The sequence below is a fragment of the Methylovorus sp. MM2 genome, from assembly GCF_001648895.1.
In the GTDB taxonomy this organism is placed as follows: domain Bacteria; phylum Pseudomonadota; class Gammaproteobacteria; order Burkholderiales; family Methylophilaceae; genus MM1.
In genome coordinates this window covers 741,820-765,491 of sequence record NZ_LXUF01000001.1, presented here as the reverse complement: position 1 = coordinate 765,491, position 23,672 = coordinate 741,820, and the positions used below count along the sequence as shown (strand labels likewise).

Below are 23,672 nucleotides of genomic sequence, written 5' to 3'. Positions count from 1 at the left end.
AATCTTTATTTACTGACCACCTGAAAATGCACTGAACAAGCGGAACTAGGCGTCTTGTACCATCTTGGTATGCAGCCGCTTTGCAACATTGACCCCGCGCAGCAAATCAACAAAGCTCTCTGCCGGTACAGGCTCACTGAATATATACCCCTGAATCTGGTCGCAATGTTGCGTTTGCAGAAACTTCAATTGCTCGCCGGTTTCAACACCTTCTGCAACCACTAGCATATTCAGGCTATGTGCCATGGCGATAATCGCTTTTGTGATCGCCATGTCATCACTATCCTTCGGGATATCCCTAACGAATGATCGATCGATTTTAAGAGCATCAATTGGGAATTGCTTCAGGTAACTTAAAGAAGAATATCCCGTACCAAAATCATCGATCAGTACATGGGTGCCTAAATCGCGGAAATACTGCAGCACACTGCTGGCCCGCTCGGCATTCTGCATGATCATGCTTTCAGTGATTTCCAACTCAAGGCATGGCGCAGGCAAACCACTCTCCGCAAGTGCATCTTCAATCGTTGCCTTTAATGTTTCTTCGCGGAATTGACGTGCAGAAAGATTGACCGCAACTCGGATAGGATGATCATCGGGCATAAAATCCTGCCAGGTCACCGCTTGTTTACAAGCATCACGCAACACCCAAGTGCCGATATCAATAATCAAACCCGTCTCTTCTGCCAACGAGATAAAGTGGATAGGCGAAAGTAGGCCAAGCTCAGGATGCTGCCAGCGTAATAAAGCCTCCGCCCCGATCACCTGCTGCGTTTTCAAATCAATTTTGGCCTGATAATGCAATACGAATTCGTTACGCTCCAATGCACGGCGCAATCCATTCTCAAGCTCCAGCAATTCCACGCTATGCAAATTACTTTCGGCAGCATAAAAATGAAATGTATTCTTGCCACTCTCTTTAGCCCGATACATAGCTACATCTGCATTCTTGAGTAAGGAGAACACATCGGCCCCATCCTCTGGATAAATCGTGATGCCGATACTGGCGCTAATATGCAACTCCTGATTCAGCAGGATAAACGGCTGCGCCAAGACGCTCATGATTTTGCGCGCAATGGTGGTCAAATATTGCGTATCTGTGAAATCCTCTATCAACACGACAAACTCATCACCACCTTGCCTTGCTACAGTATCGGACTCCCGCAGGCAGTCTGTTAATCGCTTGGCCGCCTCTTGCAGCAAAAGGTCTCCCGCATGGTGCCCTAATGTGTCATTAATGATTTTGAACCGGTCAAGATCAATGAAAAGAACAGCGATTTTTTCATTGTGCCGCTGTGCACGTACCAATGCTTGCTCAATACGCTGCTGTAACAATGCACGATTAGGCAACAAGGTTAAGGCATCATGATTCGCGATGAACTGTAAGCGCTCTTCAGAGAGTTTTCGTTGCGTAATGTCCGTGAATACAGCGACATAGTTCTGTACCAGACCTTTTGAATCCAGCACCTTACTGATCGAAAGCCACTCAGGGTAGCTCTCGCCATCTTTACGTCGATTCCATATCTCGCCTACCCATTGCCCCTCATCCTGAATCGTTTGCCATACTGCATCGTAATAGGCTTGGTCATGCAATCCCGTACTTAAGACCATAGGCGGCTTACCGGTGATCTCATCACGGGTATATCCTGTGATCTGCTCGTAAGCCTGATTCACCTCAAGCACATTAAAATCTGCATCGGTAATCACGATGCCTTCTGCGGTATGTTCAAATACCTGATGTGATAGGTGCAAGCTGGCTTCGGCCTTTTTGCGGGCGGTAATATCCAACATAACCCCAACAAGCTCCTGAGGTTTACCGTGCCGGTTCGGGATAACCCGCACAATATCCTGCATCCAAACAATACGTCCATCTGCCGCGATCATACGGTAATCGAATACATGACTATTCAACTTGATGGATTCTTGTATGCAGTAATCAACTACCCATTCCCTGTCATCCGGATGTATTTTATCTGCCCAGAAAGTAGGTATCTCTGTCCAGTCTGAAAGCGGGTACCCCATTAAGGTCTCAGCTTCTTTACTGACAAAAGTAAAACTCCCGCCGGGCGTGGCACGCCAAACAATAGCCTGAATAGATTCAACCAGTTCGCGATAATCCTCCCGACTTTGCGTCAAAGCGGCGACCGATTTCTGGCGCTCCGAAATATCAATAATCAAGACGACCACGCGGCCACTACCATCAGGCATCATTGCAGCAGCAATCTCAATCGGGACAGGCTGGCCATTTTTGGTCAAGCCAACTGCTTCATAACGATTCGGTACTGGCAAGCCTTGAATACGTTTACGATGCATCTCGGCAACACGCTGTCTATCGGATGGATGAATCAACCCGAAAAAATCGGCACCCACAGCGAAATCACCGGGGGCATAACCAGCCACACGCCATACGGCATCATTGCCATAAACGATCTTGCCATCCTGCAAAATCAGCACCCCCTCACTGACATCTGACTGCGCGCGGCTCAATGCGTCATATAGAGAAAGCTGCTCTTTCAGGCGCGCTTCAGATTTGATACGTCCCGCTGTCAAGCCAGAGATCGTGAAACCTGTAATTGAAAGCACCAAAGAGAATAACCAATAGTTAACCAAATTGCCTTTTGCAAAATCGGCAGCGAAATATCCGGCTGCATTCGTGCCGCCCCATAAGCCCGTCAATATGATGGTCATGGTTGCCAATGCAACACCACGTTGGTGAAAACTCAACGCTGCCCATACAACTAAGGTAAAAAACATAAAGGTTTTAGGCTTGACTAGAAAATCTGCAGGCAACCTCCAAACATGTAGCATGGCAAGCATACTCATCATGATGATAAGCGCCGACAAGACGAGTGCTTCGACCACCTTGTATTTATTCCACTTGATGGGCTGGTGATAGTAAATGGCAAGGACCGCTGGCGTTAACAAGAGATAACTTAAGGCATCGCTCATCCATGAATTACCGAGCATGTTTGAAATCTCGGCATTGCCCGCCACTCTCGCGATATCCAGCATGCTCTCACTGATCAGATTACCAACTAAAGGGCTAACGGCCACAGCAAAAAAAGTAAGCGCGAATAGATCGCGTAAACGCGATAGGGATGGGTCAAACTTGGCAAACTGTTTAAGCAGGTAATACGCAAACAAAGCCTCGACTGTATTACCAAACGATATACCGATCACAGCTAATATCGAGGCACCAGCAGTCCAACAGGCGATACTCGAACCTAACAATATGCCAGGCCATATGCGGTATCCGTAAATCAATAATGCAGCAAGTGCGATACCTGTGGGTGGATAGAAAAAATTAGCCCAAAGATTGGGTAAGGAGAAAAACTGATCAATATTACCCGTCACCCAATAGACAACGGCCAACAAGATAATGCGGACGATGTTTCGAAACGACAATATGCGGGATTGACTGCTGAAACTGGATGCTATGTACATGGGACCGATTTAAGTATTAAACAGTTGCTAAACACGTCCCTAATTAAAACATAAAAAAAGCCTACTCGAAGTAGGCTTTTTAATTGTTGCATTTAAACTAGACCAAAAATGGCACTAGATTTAATTTTTTAGAAGTCAAACTGAGCACGCATTGTGATCGCTTTTTCTTCATCAGTACGGCCAAGAGCAGCACCTTGGTTATTGGCGTAAGCAATACTGCCATCTTCAAACTTAGTTGTGACATAGTTCAAGACAAGACGTGTATTAGGATTAAGTATCCATTGTGCACCAGCAGTCCAAGCATGAGCACCTGTTGGATTATTTGCAGCAACGTTACCAGTACCTGCAGGAGAAGAGCCCGTTGCAAAGTCACCGCCATCAAAGTCTGAGTAACGCAAACTTAACTCAACAGCACCTATCCCATAACCAGCACTTGGGTGAATGAAATCACTCTTAGGTTTGATACGACCCCAGTTACCATCTTTATAAGTTGAGGCAAAGCTTTCACCCGTTACCATCCAGTTTAAAGATGCATACCAAGCTTTGATATCTTTATCAAAAGATACGTTACCAGCAGTTTTGCCATCGTAATTGTGCTTGATCCATTCTGTTTGGAATTTCACAGGGCCCATTGCAACAGCACCTTCAATACCATAGCGTGTGCGAGTCAACTCATCATCAGCCAAACTAGTAAATGCAGTTGGTGTGAAGAATGTTAAGCCGCGTGATTCAGTTCTGCCAGATGATGCAGCAAAGTTGGCAAGAGCTGCGCCATTAGTTTGTTGTCTTGGGGAAATATCACCGCGTGAAATACCACCGCCGACATGGTAAACCGTATCACCAATACCCATAATCTCAGCGAAGTTGACTGTTGCACGGCCTATGACATCCAAACCTTCAACTTGAGTATCAATATTATTCACGTTCTTGCCACGGCCTGTTGATGCTGCTAAACCATAGTAAACACCTTTGGTTGGAACACCAAATACCATCGCACCGCGCTCTTTACCAGGAGTTAAGCTATCTACCAAGCTACGCTCTTGGAAGTCAGTGAAAATATCACTTGTATTTTGTTCAAGACCAAATGGCATCTTGAATTGACCAAAGCGGAAACGTGCTTGATCCCACCAATTAATACCGAAATAAGCTTCGTCCAATTGACTATTATTAGTAGTTGACCCAAAGTCAGCCGTGATATTGAAATCGTAATCGTTATAGAACTTACCTTTTACAGTCATAAATGCGCGGCGTACATCAAACGTATCGGCAGTTTGGGCATCTTGTTCACCAAAATTACGATAATCCAACTGAACGCGACCATTTACAGAGATAGCATGTTGCTTATCTCCAGATTCAAAACCAATGCCGTCCTTGAACGTTGCTTTGATTTCGTCTTTCTTTTTCGCTTTTTCTGTATCACGGCCACGCAATAGTTGCGCGCCCTCTTCTTCTGTCAACACACCTTTTGAGATCAGTGTTTGCAATAGATCATCTGTACTATCTGCCATGGCATTCACGCCAAAGCTCATTAACAACGCCCCAGTTACCGCAGCACAGATGCCACGTAATTTGATACTTTTCATTAAATAACTCCCAGTTAAGAAATCGTTTGGTTGAACTTCAACACGGGAGTGATTCTGAGGATTGAATATGACAGATTGATGACGATTAAAAACTTTGCCATCTTGTGTTGCAAAAAAACAACAAGAGATTAGGTGCTAGCTAAATGCTTGAACACCTAATATAGATTGGACTAAAAAGTGAACCTAATAGGCTTTTTAGTCGAATAAAAAGCCTATCAAAGATTTAAGACATGTTAATGATTGATTTGGGTACTGGAAGTGCTGGCAATCACACTACCGACTTTTTTAGATCCGCTTTCAGCTGTAATCGCAGCAATATCACCTGAAAGTTGCCCACCTTCTTCTATGAATATTTTGCCATAACGAATTTTGCCACTGACACGCCCGCTAGCATGGATGATCAACTGACTACGAGCAGTCAACTCGCCCTCAAAGTTACCGAAAATTTCTGCAACATCGATGCCGACTTTACCTGAGAACGCACCATGCTCTGCGATCTGGATCACGCGACTATCCATGGTCGCCTCTACGCGACCTTCTACCACTAAGGTATCGCAATCTTGAATCTCAGCGCCTTTCAACTTAACGTCCGGCCCTACGATCAACCGGCTACCGGTAATCGCTTTGACATCGGTCGTGGCCTTGAACTCCGCTATTGAAGGGGATGAAACAGAAGTCGCAGACTCAAGCGCAGCCTGATGACCGGGCATCAGTGCAGATGCAGATTTACTTTGCGTGCCATTTGTCGTTTGCGCATTAAGTGAAGAAAGAGATGAGTGGACTGGTGGGCGGGCAGCAGCTGATGAGTTATCAGCTTGACCGCGACTGAAAAGACCTTGTTTGTTTAACATGAGAGACCTCAATGATGATAGTGAATGAAGATTACGTAAAAACTTACGCAGTCACCTAAACCCTACCAGCAAGCGCCATGCCCACGGAAATTAGTTAATAAAATCAATTAACTACAAAAATACAATTATTTTCACGACCAATAAACGTCTCAATCGCACGACATTTATTGTAGCGTTAGGCATAGCCTTTTGATTTCATAGGCAATCTATTGTCACCTTATCCCAACAAGTTAGAGCGATCAGCCCTTCGATCAAGCCTCGGGACGCATATGCGGGAAGAGGATTACATCGCGGATGCTCGGGCTATCCGTTAACATCATCACTAATCGATCGATACCAATACCGCAGCCGCCAGTCGGTGGCATACCGTACTCCAATGCACGAATGAAGTCAGCGTCGTAATACATTGCCTCATCATCACCCGCCTCTTTCGCGGCAACTTGCGCTTGGAACCGCGCGGCCTGATCTTCCGCATCATTCAACTCTGAGAAACCATTCGCAATCTCGCGGCCTGTCACAAATAATTCAAAACGCTCAGTGATCTCAGAGTTACTGTCTGAAGCACGGGCAAGGGGCGACACTTCCACAGGGTAGTCGATGATATAAGTCGGCTCCCAAAGCTGGCTTTCAGCGGTCTCTTCAAACAATGCCAATTGCAACGCGCCCAAACCTGCATGCTCAAAAGCCTTAACACCGAATTTCAACAGCTCGGTACGCAAGTAAGCAGCATCGCTCAATTGCGCCAAAGTATATTGAGGCGCATATTTTTGAATCGCACCTACGATAGTCAGACGCTGGAATGGTTTACTCAGATCGAGTTCACGCCCTTGATAGGTAAGTACCGCAGTACCCCGCGCAGCAATCGCAGCAGTACGTATACAGTTTTCTGTAAAATCCATCAGCCATTGGTAGTCTGTGTAAGCCGCATAGAATTCCATCATCGTGAATTCTGGATTATGGCGAACGCTCAAGCCTTCATTACGGAAATTACGATTAATCTCGAACACACGCTCAAAGCCGCCGACGATCAGACGTTTGAGGTAAAGCTCAGGCGCGATGCGCAAAGTCATTTCCATATCAAGCGCATTATGGTGCGTCTTGAAAGGCTTGGCTGACGCACCGCCAGGAATCGGATGCAACATCGGCGTCTCTACCTCAAGAAACTCGTTCTGCAACATAAATCCACGAATAGCCGACACGATCTTGCTACGGTCGATAAACGTTTGGCGAGTATCGTCTGAAACAATCAAATCAACATAACGCTGACGATACTTGGTCTCCTGATCGCTCAAGCCGTGGAATTTCTCGGGCAATGGACGTAGAGACTTGGTTAACAGTCTTAATTCATTCACCTTGACTGACAACTCACCTGTTTTAGTCTTGAATAGAAAGCCAACTGCAGCGACGATGTCGCCCATATCCCATTTTTTGAAAGATTCGTAAATATCTTCACCGATATTCTCTTTGGAGATAAAGAGCTGAATCCTGCCGGAAGTATCTTGAATCGTTGCAAAGCTCGCTTTACCCATCACGCGTTTGAGCATCATGCGGCCCGCTACGCGCACTTCAATGGCTTGTGGGTCTAAAGATTCGTTATCCTGCTCGCCATAAGCTGCATGTAATGGCTTAGCCTGATGGGTTGGCTTGAAATCATTCGGGAAGGCAACGCCTTGCGAACGCAGCACCTTTAATTTCTCACGGCGCTCTGCGATCACATGGTTTTCATCCTGTGCAACCACTTCAATCGGGTTTTGCTGTTCGCTCACTGCTACACTCCCTGCTTCAAACTCTCAGATATAAATGGATCAAGGTCACCATCCAGCACACCTTGTGTATTACCGATCTCGACATTGGTACGAAGATCCTTGATGCGCGACTGATCGAGTACATAACTGCGGATCTGATGCCCCCAGCCGATATCGGTCTTGGAATCTTCCAACGCCTGCTTCTCTTCGTTACGCTTACGTAACTCAAGTGCATACAACTGCGCTTTCAACATATTCATCGCCTCAGCTCTGTTACGGTGTTGAGAACGGTCATTCTGACACTGCACTACTGTATTCGTCGGGATATGAGTGATACGCACCGCAGAATCTGTCTTATTGATGTGCTGACCACCAGCACCACTGGCACGATAAGTATCGATACGCAGATCCGCCGGATTGATCTCGATTTCGATCGAATCATCAACTTCGGGGAAAATCTGGACGCTGGCAAATGACGTATGGCGCTTGGCATTCGAGTCGAACGGTGATTTGCGTACTAGGCGATGCACACCACTCTCTGTGCGTAATGTGCCATAGGCATAATCGCCGGATACTTTAATAGAAGCGCCCTTGATACCCGCGATATCACCCTCAGACTCTTCCAGCACTTCGACCTTGAAGCCTTTGCGCTCACAGTACCGTAGATACATGCGGAATAACATACCCGCCCAGTCTTGCGCTTCAGTACCACCGCTACCTGATTGAAACTCGATAAAACAGTTATTCGGGTCCATAGGATTGGAAAACATGCGGCGAAATTCCATCTCAGCTACACGTTTTTCAATCGCTTCGCCATCGGCTTGTACACCGAGCAAGGTTTCGTCGTCATTCTCTTCGCGCGCCATATCGAATAATTCGCGGCTATCGCGCAAGCCATTTTCGACTTCGCTTAACGCTTTGACTACAAGCTCGAGCTCGCGACGCTCTTTACCCAGCTTTTGTGAACGTTCGTTGTCGTTCCAAATAGTTGGGTCTTCTAATAGCTGAGAGACTTCCTCCAAACGCTGTTGTTTGGTTTCGAAGTCAAAGATACCCCCGAAGGGCTTGGTTACGCTCTGCCAAGTCTGTAAGACGGTTGGCGATGAGGTTAAGTTGTTCAGCTTCCATTACACTAATATAGCCTGATTACAAGACCTGCGATTATACATTAAAGCCTAATCCCGCACGCACCCTCACTTACTCAATCTGTTTGGTAATAGTTAATGCAATATTCGTCACAATACTGTCATAATTTAATTTTATGATGCTCGAGGTAATTCATGTTGAGCAAAAAACCTCGACCAATTCATGCTGAAATAATCAGGAGAAATAAATGCAAATTTTGAATCGCACGCTAAAGTGCATGCTTGCTACCATCAGCTTCACTATGGCAACAGGTGTATTGGCAACAAGCGCATTCGCAGTGGACATCACTGGCGCTGGCGCCACTTTCCCGTATCCGATTTATGCCAAATGGGCTGACGCATACAATGGTAAAACTGGCGTTAAACTTAACTATCAATCTATCGGTTCTGGTGGTGGTATCAAACAGATCCAGAATAAGACAGTGGATTTCGGTGCTTCTGACAAGCCTTTGACTGTAGCAGAACTTGAAGCAAGCAATCTGGTCCAGTTCCCTACCGTTGTTGGTGGTGTAGTGCCTGTTGTAAATATTCCTGGTGTAGAAAATGGTGACCTGCGTCTAAGCGGCGAAGTATTGGCTAACATTTTCCTGAAAAAAGTCACTAAATGGAGCGATCCTTCCATTAAGGCACTTAACCCTAGCCTTGCATTGCCTGATGCTAACATCACTGTAGTGCATCGCTCTGACGGTTCAGGTACAACATTCGTTTTTGCTAACTACTTATCAAAAGTAAGCAAAGAGTGGAATGACAAAGTAGGTGCAGATACGTCAGTTGCATGGCCTACTGGTATTGGCGGCAAGGGTAACGAAGGTGTTGCTTCTTATGCACAGCGCGTTAAGTTCTCGATCGGTTATGTTGAGTATGCTTATGCTAAACAAAATGGCCTGCCATACGTAACAATGCAAAACCGTGAAGGTGAATTCGTTAAGCCAAGTATCGAAAGCTTCCAATCAGCTGCTCAATACGCTGCATGGGATAAAGCACCTGGCTTCTACGAGATTCTGACTAACGAACCAGGTAAAGCTACTTGGCCTATCGCTGGTGCAACATTCATTCTGCTGCAAAAGTCACAAGACAAGCCACAAATCGGTACTGAAGTTCTGAAGTTCTTTGATTGGGCTTACAAGAACGGCGGCACAATGGCTAAAGGTTTAGATTATGTACCAATGCCAGCTAACGTTATCCAGTTGATCGAAGCATCTTGGAAAAGCAATCTAAAAGCCAAAGATGGTTCTGCAATCTGGTCAGAGTGATGCAAATTAAAGCATGTCCTCCTATAATGACAACCTAGAGAAAAAGTTCGCGGCGGGTGAAGCAGTAATAGCCCCCGCGGGTTTTTCATTGCAATCAAACACTAAAGAGTCACATGCGATGTCGATGGCAAACAAGCGAAAAGTTAATCTGGGTGCGTTTCTAGATAAGATATTCAGGAATAGCACCATGCTATTCGCATTTCTTGTCTTTAGTACCATGTTTGCCATTATGGCAACGCTGTTCATCGCCAGCTTGCCTGCACTCAAAGTATTTGGCTCTTCTTTTTTCCTTAGTGATGCATGGAACCCGGTCACCGTTCAGTTTGGTGGACTTGTTCCGATCTTCGGTACATTAGTCACCGCAGCGATCGCCATGTTGATCGGTATTCCTGTCAGTTTCGGTATCGCGATGTTCATCACTGAATTATCACCGACATGGCTCAAACGCCCTTTAGGTATCGCGATTGAATTACTGGCAGGTATTCCAAGCATCATCTACGGCATGTGGGGTTTATTCGTGTTTGCACCATTTTTTGCAGACCACGGTCAACCTTGGATCAACGACCACTTAGGCAGCCTGCCATTCATTGGCGTGATATTCGAAGGTCCAGCCATGGGTATCGGCATGCTGACGGCAGGGATTATTTTAGCGATCATGGTCATCCCATTCACATCCTCAGTGATGCGTGATGTGTTTGAAGTGGTACCGCCAATGCTAAAAGAGTCTGCATACGGCTTAGGTGCAACAACTTGGGAGGTTTTACGCAACATCGTATTGCCCTATACCAAGATCGGTGTCGTCGGTGGCATCATGCTAGGCCTTGGCCGCGCGCTTGGTGAAACGATGGCGGTCACATTCGTGATCGGCAATGCACACGAGCTCTCGGCATCACTGTTGATGCCAGGCAACACAATTTCTTCTGCACTTGCGAATGAATTCACAGAAGCTGTTGGCGATGTTTATACGTCATCCCTGATCACACTGGGTATGACGCTGTTCGTTATCACGTTCATCGTGCTGGCGTTTGCTAAACTCCTACTGATTCGCCTGTCTGCACGTGAAGGTAAACAATCATGAGTAATTTTAATAACCGCCGTTACATGGGGCGCCGATTGACCAATGCCTTTACTATTGGTTTATCTGTCGTTACCGTTGTGTTTGCCCTGACCTTTCTGGTCTGGATATTATGGACATTGTTTAGTAACGGCCTTAGCTATCTCAGTATGGATGTATTCACAAAGAATACCCCTCCACCAGGAAACTCCGGCGGCCTGCTGAATGCCATCACGGGTAGCCTGTACATGGTGACTGTGGCGACGCTGATTGGCACACCGATTGGCATCATGGCTGGTACCTACCTTGCTGAATTTGGCAAAGATGGCTGGCTGGCACCTGCAACCCGCTTCATCAATGACATTTTGTTATCGGCACCTTCTATCGTCATCGGTTTATTCGTTTACGAAGTCGCGGTGCACCGCATCGGTCACTTTTCAGGCTGGGCTGGCGCAATCGCACTTTCATTGATCGTATTACCAGTGGTAGTTCGTACGACTGAAAACATGCTGCAATTAGTGCCAAGTAATTTACGTGAAGCGGCATCGGCACTTGGTTCACCACAGTGGAAAGTCGTCACAATGGTGGTCTACCGGGCAGCGCGTGCAGGTATGTTGACAGGTCTGCTGCTGGCAGTTGCGCGGATCAGTGGTGAAACTGCACCGTTACTATTCACAGCATTGAACAACCAGTTCTTCAGTGCTGACCTGAATGGGCCTATGGCAAGTCTTGCTGTAGTCATATTCCAGTTCGCGATGAGCCCTTATGAAGATTGGCAGCACCTTGCATGGGCTGGCGCTCTATTGATTACTCTATTTGTGCTTGGTTTGAATATTCTGGCACGTTTCGTGTTCCGTCCCGGCCCGGCTTCAAACTAACCCAGGATTAAATTTACATGTCTACACAAACTCTTACTCCAAAGCTTTCAACGCATGACTTGAACTTTTACTACGGTAAGTTCCATGCACTGAAAAACATCAGCTTGTCCATTCCAAGTGGCAAGGTAACTGCTTTCATCGGCCCTTCCGGCTGTGGTAAATCTACGCTGTTACGTACATTCAACCGTATGTATGAGCTTTACCCAAAGCTACGTGCTGAAGGTGAGATTCATCTTGATGGTCAGAATATCCTTGATCCAAGCCAAGACTTGAACTTGCTACGCGCTCGTATCGGCATGGTGTTCCAAAAACCAACACCATTCCCGATGTCAATCTACGACAACGTAGCATATGGCATCAAGCTGTACGAGCGTCTGCCAAAATTCGAGATGGATCAGCGTGTCGAATGGGCACTCAAAAAAGCCGCCTTGTGGAATGAAGTGAAAGACAAGCTCAACCAGAATGGCGCAAGTCTTTCTGGTGGTCAGCAACAGCGTCTATGTATTGCCCGCGGTATTGCGGTAAAACCAGACGTGTTGTTGTTGGATGAGCCATGTTCTGCGCTTGACCCGATCTCAACGGCACGCATTGAAGAACTGATCAATGAGCTGAAGTCTGACTATACGATCGTGATCGTGACGCACAACATGCAGCAAGCTGCGCGTGTTTCTGACTACACAGCGTATATGTATCTGGGCGAGCTGATCGAGTATGGTGATACAGATAAGATATTCACCAACCCGACCCGCAAGGAAACAGAAGATTACATCACAGGCAAGTTCGGTTAAGCCTCTTTAGTAATTAAGCACGAACAAAAAAGCCGGGGAAACCCGGCTTTTTTGTTGATTTCAGCAATCAAGATACTTCCTTGGAAAAAGAGCCTAATGCCGTAGCAAGATGACGAGGAGTTGGCTGATCTACATTCCCCCTCTTAGAGGTTGAGCGCTTGATACCGCTCAGGTCGGCCAAGCCAGCAAAGCCATTTCAACTACAGTTTCAAGTTCTGTGTGTGAAGCACCACTGGCACTTTGCACCGCCATCCCCTGAATTACCGTGGAGACATACCGCGCAAGCACGGTGGGATCAGCGTTGGTAGGCAAATCGCCCTCTTCTTTTGCCCGCTCCATACGCTCTCGGATCCGGCTTTCGCTGGCTGCGCGTCGCATGACAAGCTCTTTGCGGATAGACTCTGCATCATCACCACACACCAGCGCGGCTTGCACTGCAAGGCAACCTGGTGGATTTTCTGGACAACAACGCGCATAAGCAACGCTATGCAATAGCTTCTCTACCACTTCACGCGCAGTGGGAGCACTCAGTGCCTCATCAACGAAAATAGCATTTCTTTCAGAATAGCGATCTAGCGCCTTGCGAAACAGGGATTCTTTATTACCAAAAGCAGCATATAAACTCGGGCGATTAATACCCATGGCATCCGTCAGGTCTGGGAGCGATGTGCCCTCATACCCCTTGCGCCAGAACACCTGCAATGCGCGATCCAGCGCCTGCTCCATATCAAATGCGCGCGGCCTGCCTGCTACCATGATTGATCTCCTTAATTCTATACCTTTCGATACAATAAACCTGTTGACGAAGAATGTCCATACATGTCATATTGACCGATTGGTACACAAATACGTTCTAACTAGATTTTCTGCCCTTTTAGACCTCATTTAACCGATTATTTTATTGGACTCAATTTATGGCTTTTTCTATCTATCAGGCTTCTATCCCTGTCTTTATTCGCCAACTTGGCCATCTAGGTGCGATATTAAACAAAGCAGAAATTTACGCTGCTTCGAAGAAGATCGATCCATCCGTATTCCTTAATGATCGTTTAGCACCAGATATGTTTCCGCTAACAAGACAGGTACAGATCGCCAGCGATGCTGCCAAAGGTGCAGGCGCCAGATTAGCTGGTCTTGAAGTACCAAGTTTTAGCGATACTGAGACGACCTTTGCAGATTTACAGGCACGGATTACAAAGACGATTGATTTCTTAAAGAGTATCGATCCGGCAAAGCTCGAAGGCAGTGAGGATCGCATAGTGAATGTTAAGTTGCGTGGCAACGAACTGGCGCTGACGGGACAGGCATATCTATTACATATATCGATACCGAACTTCTATTTTCATATCACGACGACCTACGATATCTTGCGACACAATGGTGTCGACCTCGGCAAAGCTGACTACCTAGGTAATCCGTAAGGTATTGGGTGCTTATTGAGCAATCGAAGCGTTAGGAGTAGCTGTTCACATCTGCTGTGTCATTCCACAGACGCTTTACATCACTCATCGGCGGCGCTCCAAACATGCGAGAATATTCCCGACTGAACTGCGAAGGGCTTTCGTAACCAACCTGAAAAGCAGCATTGGCAGCATCGATTCGATTAATGACCATTAACCTTCTGGCTTCAAGCAGTTTCAGGTTCTTTTGGTACTGCAAGGGACTCATCGCCGTGACATCTTTGAAATGCTGGTGAAAAGAGGCTGCACTCATTCCGGCGATCTCGCACAAGGTCATGATACGTACAGGTTTGTTGAACTTCCTGCTTGATGTGCTGAATAGCTTGTGAAATACGTTGCATCTTGGTTCCTATCAACGCAGCATTACTCACAGCATGCCCTTGCGGACCACTGAGCAAACGGTAATAAATCTCACGGATGAGTAGATCAGCCAGTACCGATATGTCATTGGGTTTATCTAAAAGTTTAATAAGGCGAGTAACGGAATCTATGAGGCCGTCATCCATCTTTTCGACGAATAAACCTCTTGGTATTCTGTTGCGATTGGTGAGCGACAGGCCACTTGCGGTCAATACCTCGTAAAGAACATAGGGGTCGATATCCAGTCGCAGGCAAAGATAAGGTTCACTCTCTGTCGCCTCAATCACCTGCCCTTTGACTGGTAGATCAACTGAAGCGACAAGATAGTCTCCAACACCGTAATATAAGACCTGATCTGCAAGAACAGCTTCTTTGCGCCCTTGTAGAATGATACAGAAAGCTGGCTGGTACAACACATGGGTCGGCACTGTGAGCGTTGAGGATTTGATAATGCTCAGCGAACTGATGGTGGTTTGGTGAATCCCGTCACCATCGATATGCCGCTGAACATTGGTCGATAATTCTTTATATATTTCAATATGATATGCGTTATTCAATTTTGACGCTCACTTTAAAATTGCGATACTTTTCGATATAAGCAATGATGCCTTAAATCTTTGCAAGATTCTCACATTTGTAGGATTAGGCAATAAATGCAAACGATCGGGCTACCGTCATGATTGCCTTAAACTCCATTATAGAATCGTTAACAAAGCGAATATATGTTCAAGATATGCGAGCATGAGATGACTCGATGTGGACGTTAAGCGCGGTAATAACCCTACAAATATTATTTCTTTACCAATCGATAAGAAATTAGTTGACAGCCAATATATGCATCTATATATTTACCAATCAGTACATAATTAAATCATAGGGGCAATATCATGGCTAAAAAACTGACAGGTAAAGTTGCATTGGTAACAGGTGGTTCACGTGGCATTGGCGCGGCAACGGCTCGTGCCTTGGCAGAAGATGGCGCTAATGTGGCGATCAGCTACTCCGCTTCAGCCGACAAAGCCGAAGCAGTCGTACGTGACCTATTAGCTTATGGGGTCAATGCAGCTTCATTCAAAGCTGACCAGGCTGATCCAGTTCAGGTTGAAGGTCTTGTAAAAGCGGTACACGATCATTTTGGTCGTTTGGATATTCTGGTGAATAACGCTGGTGTATTCGTGACAGGCGCACTAGGCGATCCTGCAAATGACATAGAGAATCTGAATCGTCAATTCGCAATCAACGTTGGCGGCGCGATCGCTGCTGGTCGTGCTGCGGTGAAATATATCGGCGAAGGTGGGCGTATCATCAATGTTGGTTCTGTACTAGGTAGCTCAGTACCATTCCCCGGCCTTTCTGACTATGCCGCGACCAAAGGCGCCGTGGCCTTGGTTGCAAGAGGCTGGGCGCGTGACCTTGGCCCTAAAGGCATTACAGTGAATACAGTGCAACCGGGCCCTATTGATACGGATATGAACCCATCTGATACAGATTTTGCAAAAGTATTGAATGGTTATACAGCATTAGGTCGTTATGGCCGTGCAGAGGAAGTTGCGGCAGCCATCGCATTCTTGGCTAGCCCAGATGCGTCTTACATCACAGGTACAACATTGAATGTGGATGGCGGCATCAGCGCATAAATAATTGCAGCACCGAGCAGTGCGATAGATCGAATAAGGCTATTGCACTGAGGAGTTAAGTAGTTTTAGTGCTAAAGAAATAAATGATTAAAAACAAGGGATATCATGACTTCATTGCAAACAAAATTTAACAAAAAAACCATTGTTATCGCACTGGTGGCCATCATCGGCGGTTATGCGATTTATCATCATTACAGCAATCCGGCACAGGCTGCTGCGCAAGGTGCATCTCAAGGCGCACCTGTAGATGTGGCTGAAGTCGTGAATCAAACGATTACGGATTGGCAGACATATTCAGGGCGGCTGGAAGCTGTAGATCGCGTTGAGATACGTCCGTTGGTATCCGGCACATTGACCACCGTACACTTTAAAGATGGTGCCTTGGTTAAGAAAGGCGATGTGTTGTTTACGATCGACCCTCGCCCCTATGAAGCAGAAGTCGCGCGTGCACAAGCGCAAAAGACTGCGGCTGATGCACGGTCATCTTATGCAACAGCAGAACTTGCAAGAAGTCAGCGCCTGATCGATGACAATGCAATCGCCCGTCGCGATTTTGATGAAAAGCAGAATGATGCGCGTGAAGCTGCAGCGAAATTGTTAGCGGCGAATGCTGCACTGAAATCCGCATTACTTAATCTGGAATATACCCAAATCACCGCACCCGTCACTGGTCGTGTATCACGCGCTGAGGTGACGCAAGGCAATATCGTCTCTGCTGGTGCTACCTCAGTACCGCTAACGACACTGGTATCTGTATCGAACATCTACGCTTCTTTTGATGTGGATGAACAAACTTATTTGAAATTCGTCAGCCATGAGCATGCATCGAACCGCGCACCTATTCAGGTAGCGTTAGGGCTAGCGAATGAAGACGGTTACTCACGCCAAGGCAAGATCAGCTCTGTAGATAACCGCTTAGATACGACATCAGGCACGATACGAGTACGTGCGGTATTTGAGAATGCAGATGGCGTATTGCTCCCTGGACTATATGCACGCGTTCGCCTTGGCAGCGGTACACCGCGTGAGGCGTTGTTGATCGATGAGAAAGCGATCGGCACCGATCAGGATAAACGCTTTGTGCTTGTTGTTGATGAGAACTCACACGCCAACTATCGCGAAATACATCTAGGTGCGATTCAAAATGGCCTGCGTGTTGTAGAAAGCGGCTTGAAAGCTGGTGAACGCATCGTTGTAAATGGCTTGCAACGTGTTAGACCGGGTGACCCTGTCAGCCCACAAGTTGTACAGATGCCCGGCACTGAAGCGACCAGTATACCTGCCGCATCTCTTGAAATAAGCAAATCAAAAGCGTTAACGCAAAAGGCGACAAAGCCTGTTAACGCTGTGACTGCTTAACTCGGCCGCCTGATACCCATAGAAAGTATTCCATGAATATCTCAAAATTCTTTATTGACCGGCCAATATTCGCGGGGGTGCTATCCATGCTCATCCTGCTGGCTGGTTCATTAGCCGTATTTCAATTACCGATCTCAGAATATCCTGAGGTCGTACCGCCATCAGTCGTGGTACGTGCACAATTCCCGGGTGCTAACCCTAAAGTCATCGCTGAAACTGTTGCCTCACCATTGGAGGAGTCGATCAACGGTGTTGAAGACATGCTGTATATGCAGTCTCAAGCCAATAGTGACGGCAATTTGGCGATCACGATCAACTTCAAGTTAGGTGTTGACCCAGATAAAGCACAGCAGTTGGTGCAGAACCGCGTCAATCAGGCTTTACCTCGCTTGCCAGAAGAAGTGCAGCGACTAGGCTTAACAACGCTAAAGAGCTCACCGACACTGACGATGGTGGTTCACTTAGTATCGCCGGATAACCGCTATGACATGACGTATCTGCGTAACTACGCCGTGATCAACGTCAAAGACCGGTTGGCACGCATTCAGGGCGTAGGCGAAGTTGGTCTATTTGGATCAGGCAACTACGCGATGCGCGTATGGCTCGACCCTCAGAAAGTCGCCCAGCGTGGCATGACGGCCTCTGACGTCGTGGCCGCTATTCGTGAGCAAAACATTCAAGTGGCGGCTGGTGTCATCGGCGCATCACCGAATGGTGGCAATGTGCCTTTACAGTTATCTGTGAATGCTCAGGGGCGCTTGCAATCTGAAGAAGAGTTTTCCAACATCATCCTCAAAACAGCGCCGAATGGTGCCGTCACGCATCTATCAGATGTCGCCCGTGTCGAGTTGGCAGCATCAGAATATGGTTTGCGTTCACTGTTGGATAACAAACCTGCTGTTGCTATACCGATCTTCCAAGCGCCGGGGGCAAACGCGCTCGAAGTATCGAAACAAGTACGTGAAACGATGGCTGAGCTTGAGAAAGATTTCCCAGCTTCAGTGAAATATCACATCGTTTATGATCCAACGCAATTCGTACGTGCAAGTATCAAAGCGGTTGTATTCACCTTGCTTGAGGCTATCTCGCTAGTTGTTCTAGTGGTGATCCTGTTCTTGCAAACGTGGCGTGCCTCTATCATCCCGCTGCTGGCCGTGCCCGTTTCTATCATCGGTACGTTCGCGCTGATGCTGACTTTCGGTTACTCGATCAATGCACTGTCACTCTTTGGTATGGTGCTGGCGATCGGTATCGTGGTCGATGATGCCATTGTGGTCGTGGAGAACGTCGAACGTAACATCTCCGCAGGGCTTTCACCTAGAGATGCGACTTATCAGGCCATGCGTGAAGTGAGTGGCCCGATCATCGCGATCGCGCTGACATTGATTGCCGTGTTCGTGCCTTTGGCATTCATGACAGGTCTTACTGGCCAGTTCTACAAACAGTTCGCGATGACGATCGCTATCTCAACTGTTATCTCAGCGTTCAACTCACTCACATTGTCACCCGCGTTGGCAGCAATGTTGCTGAAAGGCCATAACGACAAGAAAGATTGGCTGACACGTTTGATGGATAAATGGTTGGGTGGCTTCTTTAGGCAATTCAATCGCTTCTTCAGTCGTGCATCTGATAAATACTCGCATGGTGTACGTGGCGTGATCGCCAGAAAATCTTCTGCGATGGGCGTTTACGCTGTATTACTTGGTGCAACTGTATTCATCTCATACATCGTGCCCGGTGGTTTTGTCCCTGCGCAGGATAAGCAATATCTAGTTGGCTTTGCTCAATTGCCAAGCGGCGCATCACTTGATCGCACTGAAGAAGTCATCCGTAAGATGAGTGAGATCGCGCTGAACCAACCTGGTGTAGAGAACGCTGTCGCATTCCCTGGCCTTTCCATCAATGGTTTCACAAATAGCTCAAGCGCAGGTATCGTTTTCACACCGCTCAAGCCATTCAGTGAACGGCATGGTAAAGGGCTGTCTGCTGCTGAGATCGCTGCTGCGCTTAACCAGAAATTCGCAGGGATTCAGGATGCATATATCGCGGTATTCCCACCGCCTCCAGTGATGGGCTTAGGGACGATCGGCGGTTTTAAACTGCAGATCGAAGACCATGGTGCAGTTGGTTATGCTGAGCTGAATAATGCAGTGAATGCGTTCGTCACTGCAGCGCATTCAGCACCAGAGCTTGGGCCGATGTTCACGAATTACCAGATCAATGTACCGCAACTGAATGTCGATCTTGATCGCGTGAAAGCCAAGCAACTAGGTGTGCCGGTCACCGAAGTGTTCGACACTATGCAGATATATCTTGGGTCACTCTATGTGAACGACTTCAACCGTTTTGGTAGAGTCTATCAAGTGCGTGCGCAAGCAGATGCGCCTTATCGTGCACATGCAGAAGATATTCTCGAGTTAAAGACACGCAACAATGCGGGTGAGATGGTGCCACTATCATCGCTCGTGAAAGTCACACCGACTTACGGCCCTGAAATGGTTGTGCGTTATAACGGCTATACCGCGGCTGATATCAATGGCGGCCCTGCTCCCGGCTATTCATCCGGTCAGGCACAGGCAGCAGTTGAGCGTATCGCCAAACAGACTTTGCCGCATGGTGTGAAGTTCGAGTGGACTGATCTGACTTATCAACAGATCCTCGCGGGCAATGCTGGCGTCTGGGTATTCCCGATCAGTGTGCTGTTGGTGTTCCTCGTATTGGCTGCTTTATATGAAAGCCTGACATTACCACTTGCGGTTATTCTGATCGTGCCGATGAGTATTCTGGCTGCGCTCACAGGTGTATGGCTAACGAATGGCGACAATAATATCTTCACGCAGATCGGCTTGATGGTACTGGTCGGCCTTGCCTGCAAGAATGCAATCTTGATCGTCGAATTTGCCCGGGAGCTTGAGTTGCAAGGTAGCACAGCACTTAAGGCTGCGATTGAAGCTAGTCGTTTACGGTTACGCCCTATCCTGATGACCTCTATCGCGTTCATCATGGGTGTCGTGCCATTGGTAACGTCCAGTGGTGCTGGTTCAGAGATGCGCCATGCAATGGGTATCGCGGTGTTCTTCGGCATGTTGGGCGTGACCCTGTTCGGCTTGTTCTTAACCCCAGTGTTCTACGTGATATTACGTAAGCTAAGTGGTGAGCGGAAGCTGCACTCTGCCACGCAGCACTCAAGCCATATCTCAGAACAACCTGCATCGCATTTGGTATAGGAGCAGAAAATGACATATCAAACAAAACCAATATCCGCTTTGCTCGTCAGTTTATTGCTGCTGGCAGGTTGCTCACTTGCACCGAAATATGAACGTGCAAGTGTAGATACACCCGCTACATTCAAAGAAGCGGCAGCAAATAAAAACCTCATTACGCCTGACCAGCCATCTACCTGGAAGACTGCGCAACCATCAGAAGATGTAGCACGCGGCCAATGGTGGAAGGTGTTTGGCGATGAAACGCTGAATAATCTTGAAGATCAGGCACTGGATGCGAACCAGAACCTGAAAGCGGCAGTTGCCAGATTAAGTCAAGCGCGCGCATTGCAGTTGGATGCCCGCTCAGGCTTGTTCCCGCAAGTCACTGCGGGGGTTGGCCCAACAAGGCAGCGTACATCCCCTGATGCGCTAAATAATGCATCAGGGCGTGAATTCACGTTGTGGCGTGCTCAGGCTAACGTGTCTTATGAGGCAGACCTCTTTGGCCGGGTCGCTTCGACAGTGAATGCATCAAAAGCCGATGTACAGCAAAGCGAAGCCTTACTCCAATCAGTCAGGCTTGCCCTGCAAGCCGATGTAGCAAGAGCTTATTTCCAGTTACGTCAGTTGGACTCTGAGCAAAAACTATACGCAGACACGACTGACTTACGTGCCCGCAGCCTAAAATTGATGGAGAGCCGCTATGCTGCTGGTTATGTCAGCGAGCTTGAGATCGCCCGTGCAAAATCTGAACTAGCCTCGACACAATCGGAATCGTTAGGCATTGCCCGTCAACGTGCCAATGCAGAACATGCGCTGGCAATATTGCTAGGCAAGGCCCCAGCGCAATTCTCGATGGCGCCATTACCTTTGGATCGCATCACCATCAATATCCCCGTGGGGCTTCCCTCTTCACTGCTGGAGCGTAGGCCTGATATCGCGGCTGCCGAACGAGCCATGGCAGCAGCCAACGCACGTATCGGGGTAGCGCGGGCAGCCTACTTCCCCAACCTCAATATCACAGGGGCACTAGGTTATGAGTCATCAGAGCTTGGCGATCTTTTTCAGTGGTCTAACCGCACATTCCTGTTAGGCCCCTTGGTTGGCACTATGCTGTCATTGCCAGTATTCGATGGTGGCCGCAGACAAGCAGGTGTAGATCGTGCCCATGCCATCTATGAAGAGGATGTCGCGAACTACAGGCAGACTGTGCTGAATGCCTTTGGCGAAGTGGAAGATAATCTTTCCGGTTTGCGTATTCTTGACGAGCAAACACTGACGCAAGATGCAGCCGTGCAAGCGTCATCAAGAGCAGCGCATCTGTCACAAGTGCAATATCGTGAAGGTTCAGTGAGCAATCTGGATGTGATCGATGCAGAACGCACCGTCTTGCAACAGCAACTCGTTTCCAGAAGATTGGATGGTGAGCGTGCTCAAGCAACAGTGAACCTGATAAGAGCCATTGGCGGCGGTTGGGATGACTCAACAAAGGTCTCGACCAACCAGTAAGTTGATTTTTCTTTATACCAAGTAATAAATAAGCAAATAAAGCCGGGCATGCCCGGCTTTATTTATGCATTGGCGGTATGGTTATCGCTAATTAAACTAGGTACATCGCGGTCCAGAACACGGGCATAGAACTGCACCATACGGTCCGCCTGCGCGCGTGATGTCCAACGCTTCATTGTGTAACTTCTGGCACTCTCACCTAAGGCTCTACGTTTATCTGCATCATCGAATAAGCTAAATACTTTATCTGCAAAGACTGACTCATTCTCGGGGGCAATCAATGCCCCTTCGCCTTCAACCAATATAGATTTGGTACCCAATTCAGCCAGTGCCACGACAGGCACACCTTGCGCCATTGCTTCCAGCAAGACCAAGCCTTGCGTCTCGGTCTTGGATGAGAAGACAAACACATCTGCAGCATGGTAACAAGCATTCAACTCTGTATTACGGTCAAGATAACCAATGAATTTGATGTTGTCTTGCAAGCCCAGTTCTTCGGTTAATTGGTGGAGACTTTTCTCGGCAGGTCCTTCTCCAGCGATCACCAACAGAACATCGGGCTGCTTTTTACGTAACTCTGCCGCCATGCGTATCAAGAAATTGATGTTCTTCTCAAAAGCCACACGCCCAACGAATAAAGCCACTGGACGCGCTAGCGGAATACCATATTTTTTTCGGAAAGCAGCGCCATCAGCAGGTGCAAAGCTTTGCGGTTGAAGGCCAGTAGGAATAACCTCTGCATTCGTGGTTATGCCATATTGCCTTAATACATCCAGCATAGGGCGTGATGGCGCCACCACGGCTTGCACTGAATTACATTGGCGACGTGAGATCATACGTGCCAAGCCTTTAGCCATAGACTTAGGTATCCACGGCAAGTAATGATGCAGGTAATCTTCAAAAAACGTGTGGTAAGTCTCTACACACGGAATATCCAATAGATGCCCCAGCTTAAGGCCAAGATAATGCGCAACGAATGGGGTATGGATGTGAATCAGGTCGTAATTCTCTTTACGCAGCTCACTTAGCCTATCCAGCGCTGCGCCATATTTCATCAGCTTATCTTCAGGGTCGAAATAGATCTCGCGCGCAGGAATACGTTTAATCCATAACTCATCTTCTGTCACTACACCATATTCAGGTGCGATCAGATGAACGCTATGCCCCATCTCATGCATCTGGCCAACGAATGTACGGATAGAAGTAGAGACCCCATTCACTCGGGGAAAATAGACATCGGATATAAATAGAACTTTCACATGATTCCTTTCTTAAGCGGCAGAATCTACTGCATTTGCGCTCAAGATACAGACTCATTGTGACAGTTATATGAACTGCAACATCGCCGTCATATTCCTTAGCAACCAACATGGGTCATTAGCATTTAACCCGGCCCAAAA

General features: G+C 47.4%; 18 protein-coding genes. 9 read left to right on the top strand and 9 right to left on the bottom strand.

Going from position 1 to position 23,672, the window contains the following annotated elements:
• Nucleotides 1-45: 45 nt before the first annotated feature.
• The 5 genes from A7981_RS03495 to prfB all read right to left on the bottom strand — a co-directional run bounded on the left by A7981_RS03495 (nucleotide 46) and on the right by prfB (nucleotide 8,751).
• The gene (locus A7981_RS03495) at nucleotides 46-3,405 is read right to left on the bottom strand and encodes an EAL domain-containing protein (protein ID WP_254258489.1); all 3,360 of its coding nucleotides are present in this window, start codon (nucleotides 3,403-3,405) and stop codon (nucleotides 46-48) included.
• A gap of 167 nt (nucleotides 3,406-3,572) precedes the next feature.
• On the bottom strand, nucleotides 3,573-5,027 hold the full coding sequence (locus A7981_RS03490; protein ID WP_067264075.1) for an OprO/OprP family phosphate-selective porin: 1,455 nt from the start codon (nucleotides 5,025-5,027) through the stop codon (nucleotides 3,573-3,575).
• A gap of 233 nt (nucleotides 5,028-5,260) precedes the next feature.
• On the bottom strand, nucleotides 5,261-5,878 hold the full coding sequence (locus A7981_RS03485; RefSeq protein WP_067264072.1) for a polymer-forming cytoskeletal protein: 618 nt from the start codon (nucleotides 5,876-5,878) through the stop codon (nucleotides 5,261-5,263).
• A 251-nt stretch (nucleotides 5,879-6,129) separates the two neighbouring features.
• Entirely contained in the window at nucleotides 6,130-7,644 is a 1,515-nt protein-coding gene (gene lysS, locus A7981_RS03480) for a lysine--tRNA ligase (protein WP_067264069.1), read from the bottom strand.
• Between the two features lie 2 nt (nucleotides 7,645-7,646).
• Nucleotides 7,647-8,751, bottom strand: a protein-coding gene (gene prfB, locus A7981_RS03475) for a peptide chain release factor 2 (RefSeq protein ID WP_131800927.1) whose coding sequence is annotated in 2 segments (ribosomal slippage) — nucleotides 7,647-8,669 and nucleotides 8,671-8,751 — 1,104 coding nt in all. Because the reading frame shifts where the segments join, the coding sequence is not laid out codon by codon here.
• A 205-nt stretch (nucleotides 8,752-8,956) separates the two neighbouring features.
• Between prfB and pstS the strand changes: the two genes are divergently transcribed.
• The 4 genes from pstS to pstB all read left to right on the top strand — a co-directional run bounded on the left by pstS (nucleotide 8,957) and on the right by pstB (nucleotide 12,741).
• Nucleotides 8,957-10,021, top strand: coding sequence for a phosphate ABC transporter substrate-binding protein PstS (gene pstS / locus A7981_RS03470; RefSeq protein ID WP_082889197.1), 1,065 nt, complete (start codon nucleotides 8,957-8,959; stop codon nucleotides 10,019-10,021).
• A gap of 118 nt (nucleotides 10,022-10,139) precedes the next feature.
• Complete coding sequence (gene pstC, locus A7981_RS03465) at nucleotides 10,140-11,099, top strand: phosphate ABC transporter permease subunit PstC (RefSeq protein WP_067266461.1); 960 nt, start codon at nucleotides 10,140-10,142, stop codon at nucleotides 11,097-11,099.
• A complete protein-coding gene (gene pstA, locus A7981_RS03460) occupies nucleotides 11,096-11,953 on the top strand; it encodes a phosphate ABC transporter permease PstA (RefSeq protein ID WP_067264046.1) in 858 nt (285 codons plus the stop codon). Before pstC ends, pstA begins: the two co-directional genes overlap by 4 nt.
• 17 nt (nucleotides 11,954-11,970) lie before the next feature.
• Nucleotides 11,971-12,741, top strand: coding sequence for a phosphate ABC transporter ATP-binding protein PstB (gene pstB, locus A7981_RS03455; protein WP_067264044.1), 771 nt, complete (start codon nucleotides 11,971-11,973; stop codon nucleotides 12,739-12,741).
• A gap of 168 nt (nucleotides 12,742-12,909) precedes the next feature.
• On the opposite strand, the gene A7981_RS03450 is transcribed toward pstB, so the two are convergent.
• The gene (locus A7981_RS03450; RefSeq protein ID WP_067264041.1) at nucleotides 12,910-13,497 is read right to left on the bottom strand and encodes a TetR/AcrR family transcriptional regulator; all 588 of its coding nucleotides are present in this window, start codon (nucleotides 13,495-13,497) and stop codon (nucleotides 12,910-12,912) included.
• Between the two features lie 158 nt (nucleotides 13,498-13,655).
• On the opposite strand from A7981_RS03450, the gene A7981_RS03445 reads away from it, so the two are divergent.
• Complete coding sequence (locus A7981_RS03445) at nucleotides 13,656-14,162, top strand: DUF1993 family protein (protein ID WP_067264039.1); 507 nt, start codon at nucleotides 13,656-13,658, stop codon at nucleotides 14,160-14,162.
• A gap of 31 nt (nucleotides 14,163-14,193) precedes the next feature.
• Here the strand turns inward: A7981_RS03445 and A7981_RS12190 are convergent, their stop codons facing one another.
• Both A7981_RS12190 and A7981_RS03440 read right to left on the bottom strand, forming a co-directional pair.
• Nucleotides 14,194-14,454 (bottom strand): AraC family transcriptional regulator, encoded by a 261-nt coding sequence (locus A7981_RS12190; RefSeq protein ID WP_217234052.1) that lies wholly within the window; start codon nucleotides 14,452-14,454, stop codon nucleotides 14,194-14,196.
• Nucleotides 14,369-15,118, bottom strand: coding sequence for an AraC family transcriptional regulator (locus tag A7981_RS03440; protein WP_217234050.1), 750 nt, complete (start codon nucleotides 15,116-15,118; stop codon nucleotides 14,369-14,371). The genes A7981_RS12190 and A7981_RS03440 overlap by 86 nt, the downstream gene beginning before the upstream one ends.
• A 330-nt stretch (nucleotides 15,119-15,448) precedes the next feature.
• Here A7981_RS03440 and A7981_RS03435 point away from each other — a divergent pair, with 330 nt between their 5' ends.
• The 4 genes from A7981_RS03435 to A7981_RS03420 all read left to right on the top strand — a co-directional run bounded on the left by A7981_RS03435 (nucleotide 15,449) and on the right by A7981_RS03420 (nucleotide 22,272).
• Nucleotides 15,449-16,198 carry an SDR family NAD(P)-dependent oxidoreductase gene (locus A7981_RS03435; RefSeq protein WP_067264036.1) on the top strand — a complete coding sequence of 250 codons (750 nt, stop codon included), beginning with the start codon at nucleotides 15,449-15,451 and terminating at the stop codon, nucleotides 16,196-16,198.
• Between the two features lie 105 nt (nucleotides 16,199-16,303).
• Nucleotides 16,304-17,557 carry an efflux RND transporter periplasmic adaptor subunit gene (locus A7981_RS03430; RefSeq protein ID WP_067264033.1) on the top strand — a complete coding sequence of 418 codons (1,254 nt, stop codon included), beginning with the start codon at nucleotides 16,304-16,306 and terminating at the stop codon, nucleotides 17,555-17,557.
• 32 nt (nucleotides 17,558-17,589) lie between these two features.
• Nucleotides 17,590-20,784 (top strand): efflux RND transporter permease subunit, encoded by a 3,195-nt coding sequence (locus A7981_RS03425; RefSeq protein WP_067264031.1) that lies wholly within the window; start codon nucleotides 17,590-17,592, stop codon nucleotides 20,782-20,784.
• Between the two features lie 9 nt (nucleotides 20,785-20,793).
• Nucleotides 20,794-22,272, top strand: a complete 1,479-nt coding sequence (locus tag A7981_RS03420) for an efflux transporter outer membrane subunit (RefSeq protein WP_067264028.1) — start codon at nucleotides 20,794-20,796, stop codon at nucleotides 22,270-22,272.
• Between the two features lie 62 nt (nucleotides 22,273-22,334).
• On the opposite strand, the gene A7981_RS03415 is transcribed toward A7981_RS03420, so the two are convergent.
• The gene (locus A7981_RS03415; protein WP_067264025.1) at nucleotides 22,335-23,531 is read right to left on the bottom strand and encodes a glycosyltransferase; all 1,197 of its coding nucleotides are present in this window, start codon (nucleotides 23,529-23,531) and stop codon (nucleotides 22,335-22,337) included.
• Between the last annotated feature and the right edge of the window lie 141 nt (nucleotides 23,532-23,672).

Coding starts and splice junctions, on each gene's coding strand:
- A7981_RS03490 (WP_067264075.1), bottom strand. CDS start 5,027: ATGAAAAGTATCAAATTACGTGGCATCTGTGCTGCGGTAACTGGGGCG.
- A7981_RS03485 (WP_067264072.1), bottom strand. CDS start 5,878: ATGTTAAACAAACAAGGTCTTTTCAGTCGCGGTCAAGCTGATAACTCA.
- pstS (WP_082889197.1), top strand. CDS start 8,957: ATGCAAATTTTGAATCGCACGCTAAAGTGCATGCTTGCTACCATCAGC.
- pstC (WP_067266461.1), top strand. CDS start 10,140: ATGTCGATGGCAAACAAGCGAAAAGTTAATCTGGGTGCGTTTCTAGAT.
- pstA (WP_067264046.1), top strand. CDS start 11,096: ATGAGTAATTTTAATAACCGCCGTTACATGGGGCGCCGATTGACCAAT.
- pstB (WP_067264044.1), top strand. CDS start 11,971: ATGTCTACACAAACTCTTACTCCAAAGCTTTCAACGCATGACTTGAAC.
- A7981_RS03450 (WP_067264041.1), bottom strand. CDS start 13,497: ATGGTAGCAGGCAGGCCGCGCGCATTTGATATGGAGCAGGCGCTGGAT.
- A7981_RS03445 (WP_067264039.1), top strand. CDS start 13,656: ATGGCTTTTTCTATCTATCAGGCTTCTATCCCTGTCTTTATTCGCCAA.
- A7981_RS12190 (WP_217234052.1), bottom strand. CDS start 14,454: ATGAGTGCAGCCTCTTTTCACCAGCATTTCAAAGATGTCACGGCGATG.
- A7981_RS03435 (WP_067264036.1), top strand. CDS start 15,449: ATGGCTAAAAAACTGACAGGTAAAGTTGCATTGGTAACAGGTGGTTCA.
- A7981_RS03430 (WP_067264033.1), top strand. CDS start 16,304: ATGACTTCATTGCAAACAAAATTTAACAAAAAAACCATTGTTATCGCA.
- A7981_RS03425 (WP_067264031.1), top strand. CDS start 17,590: ATGAATATCTCAAAATTCTTTATTGACCGGCCAATATTCGCGGGGGTG.
- A7981_RS03420 (WP_067264028.1), top strand. CDS start 20,794: ATGACATATCAAACAAAACCAATATCCGCTTTGCTCGTCAGTTTATTG.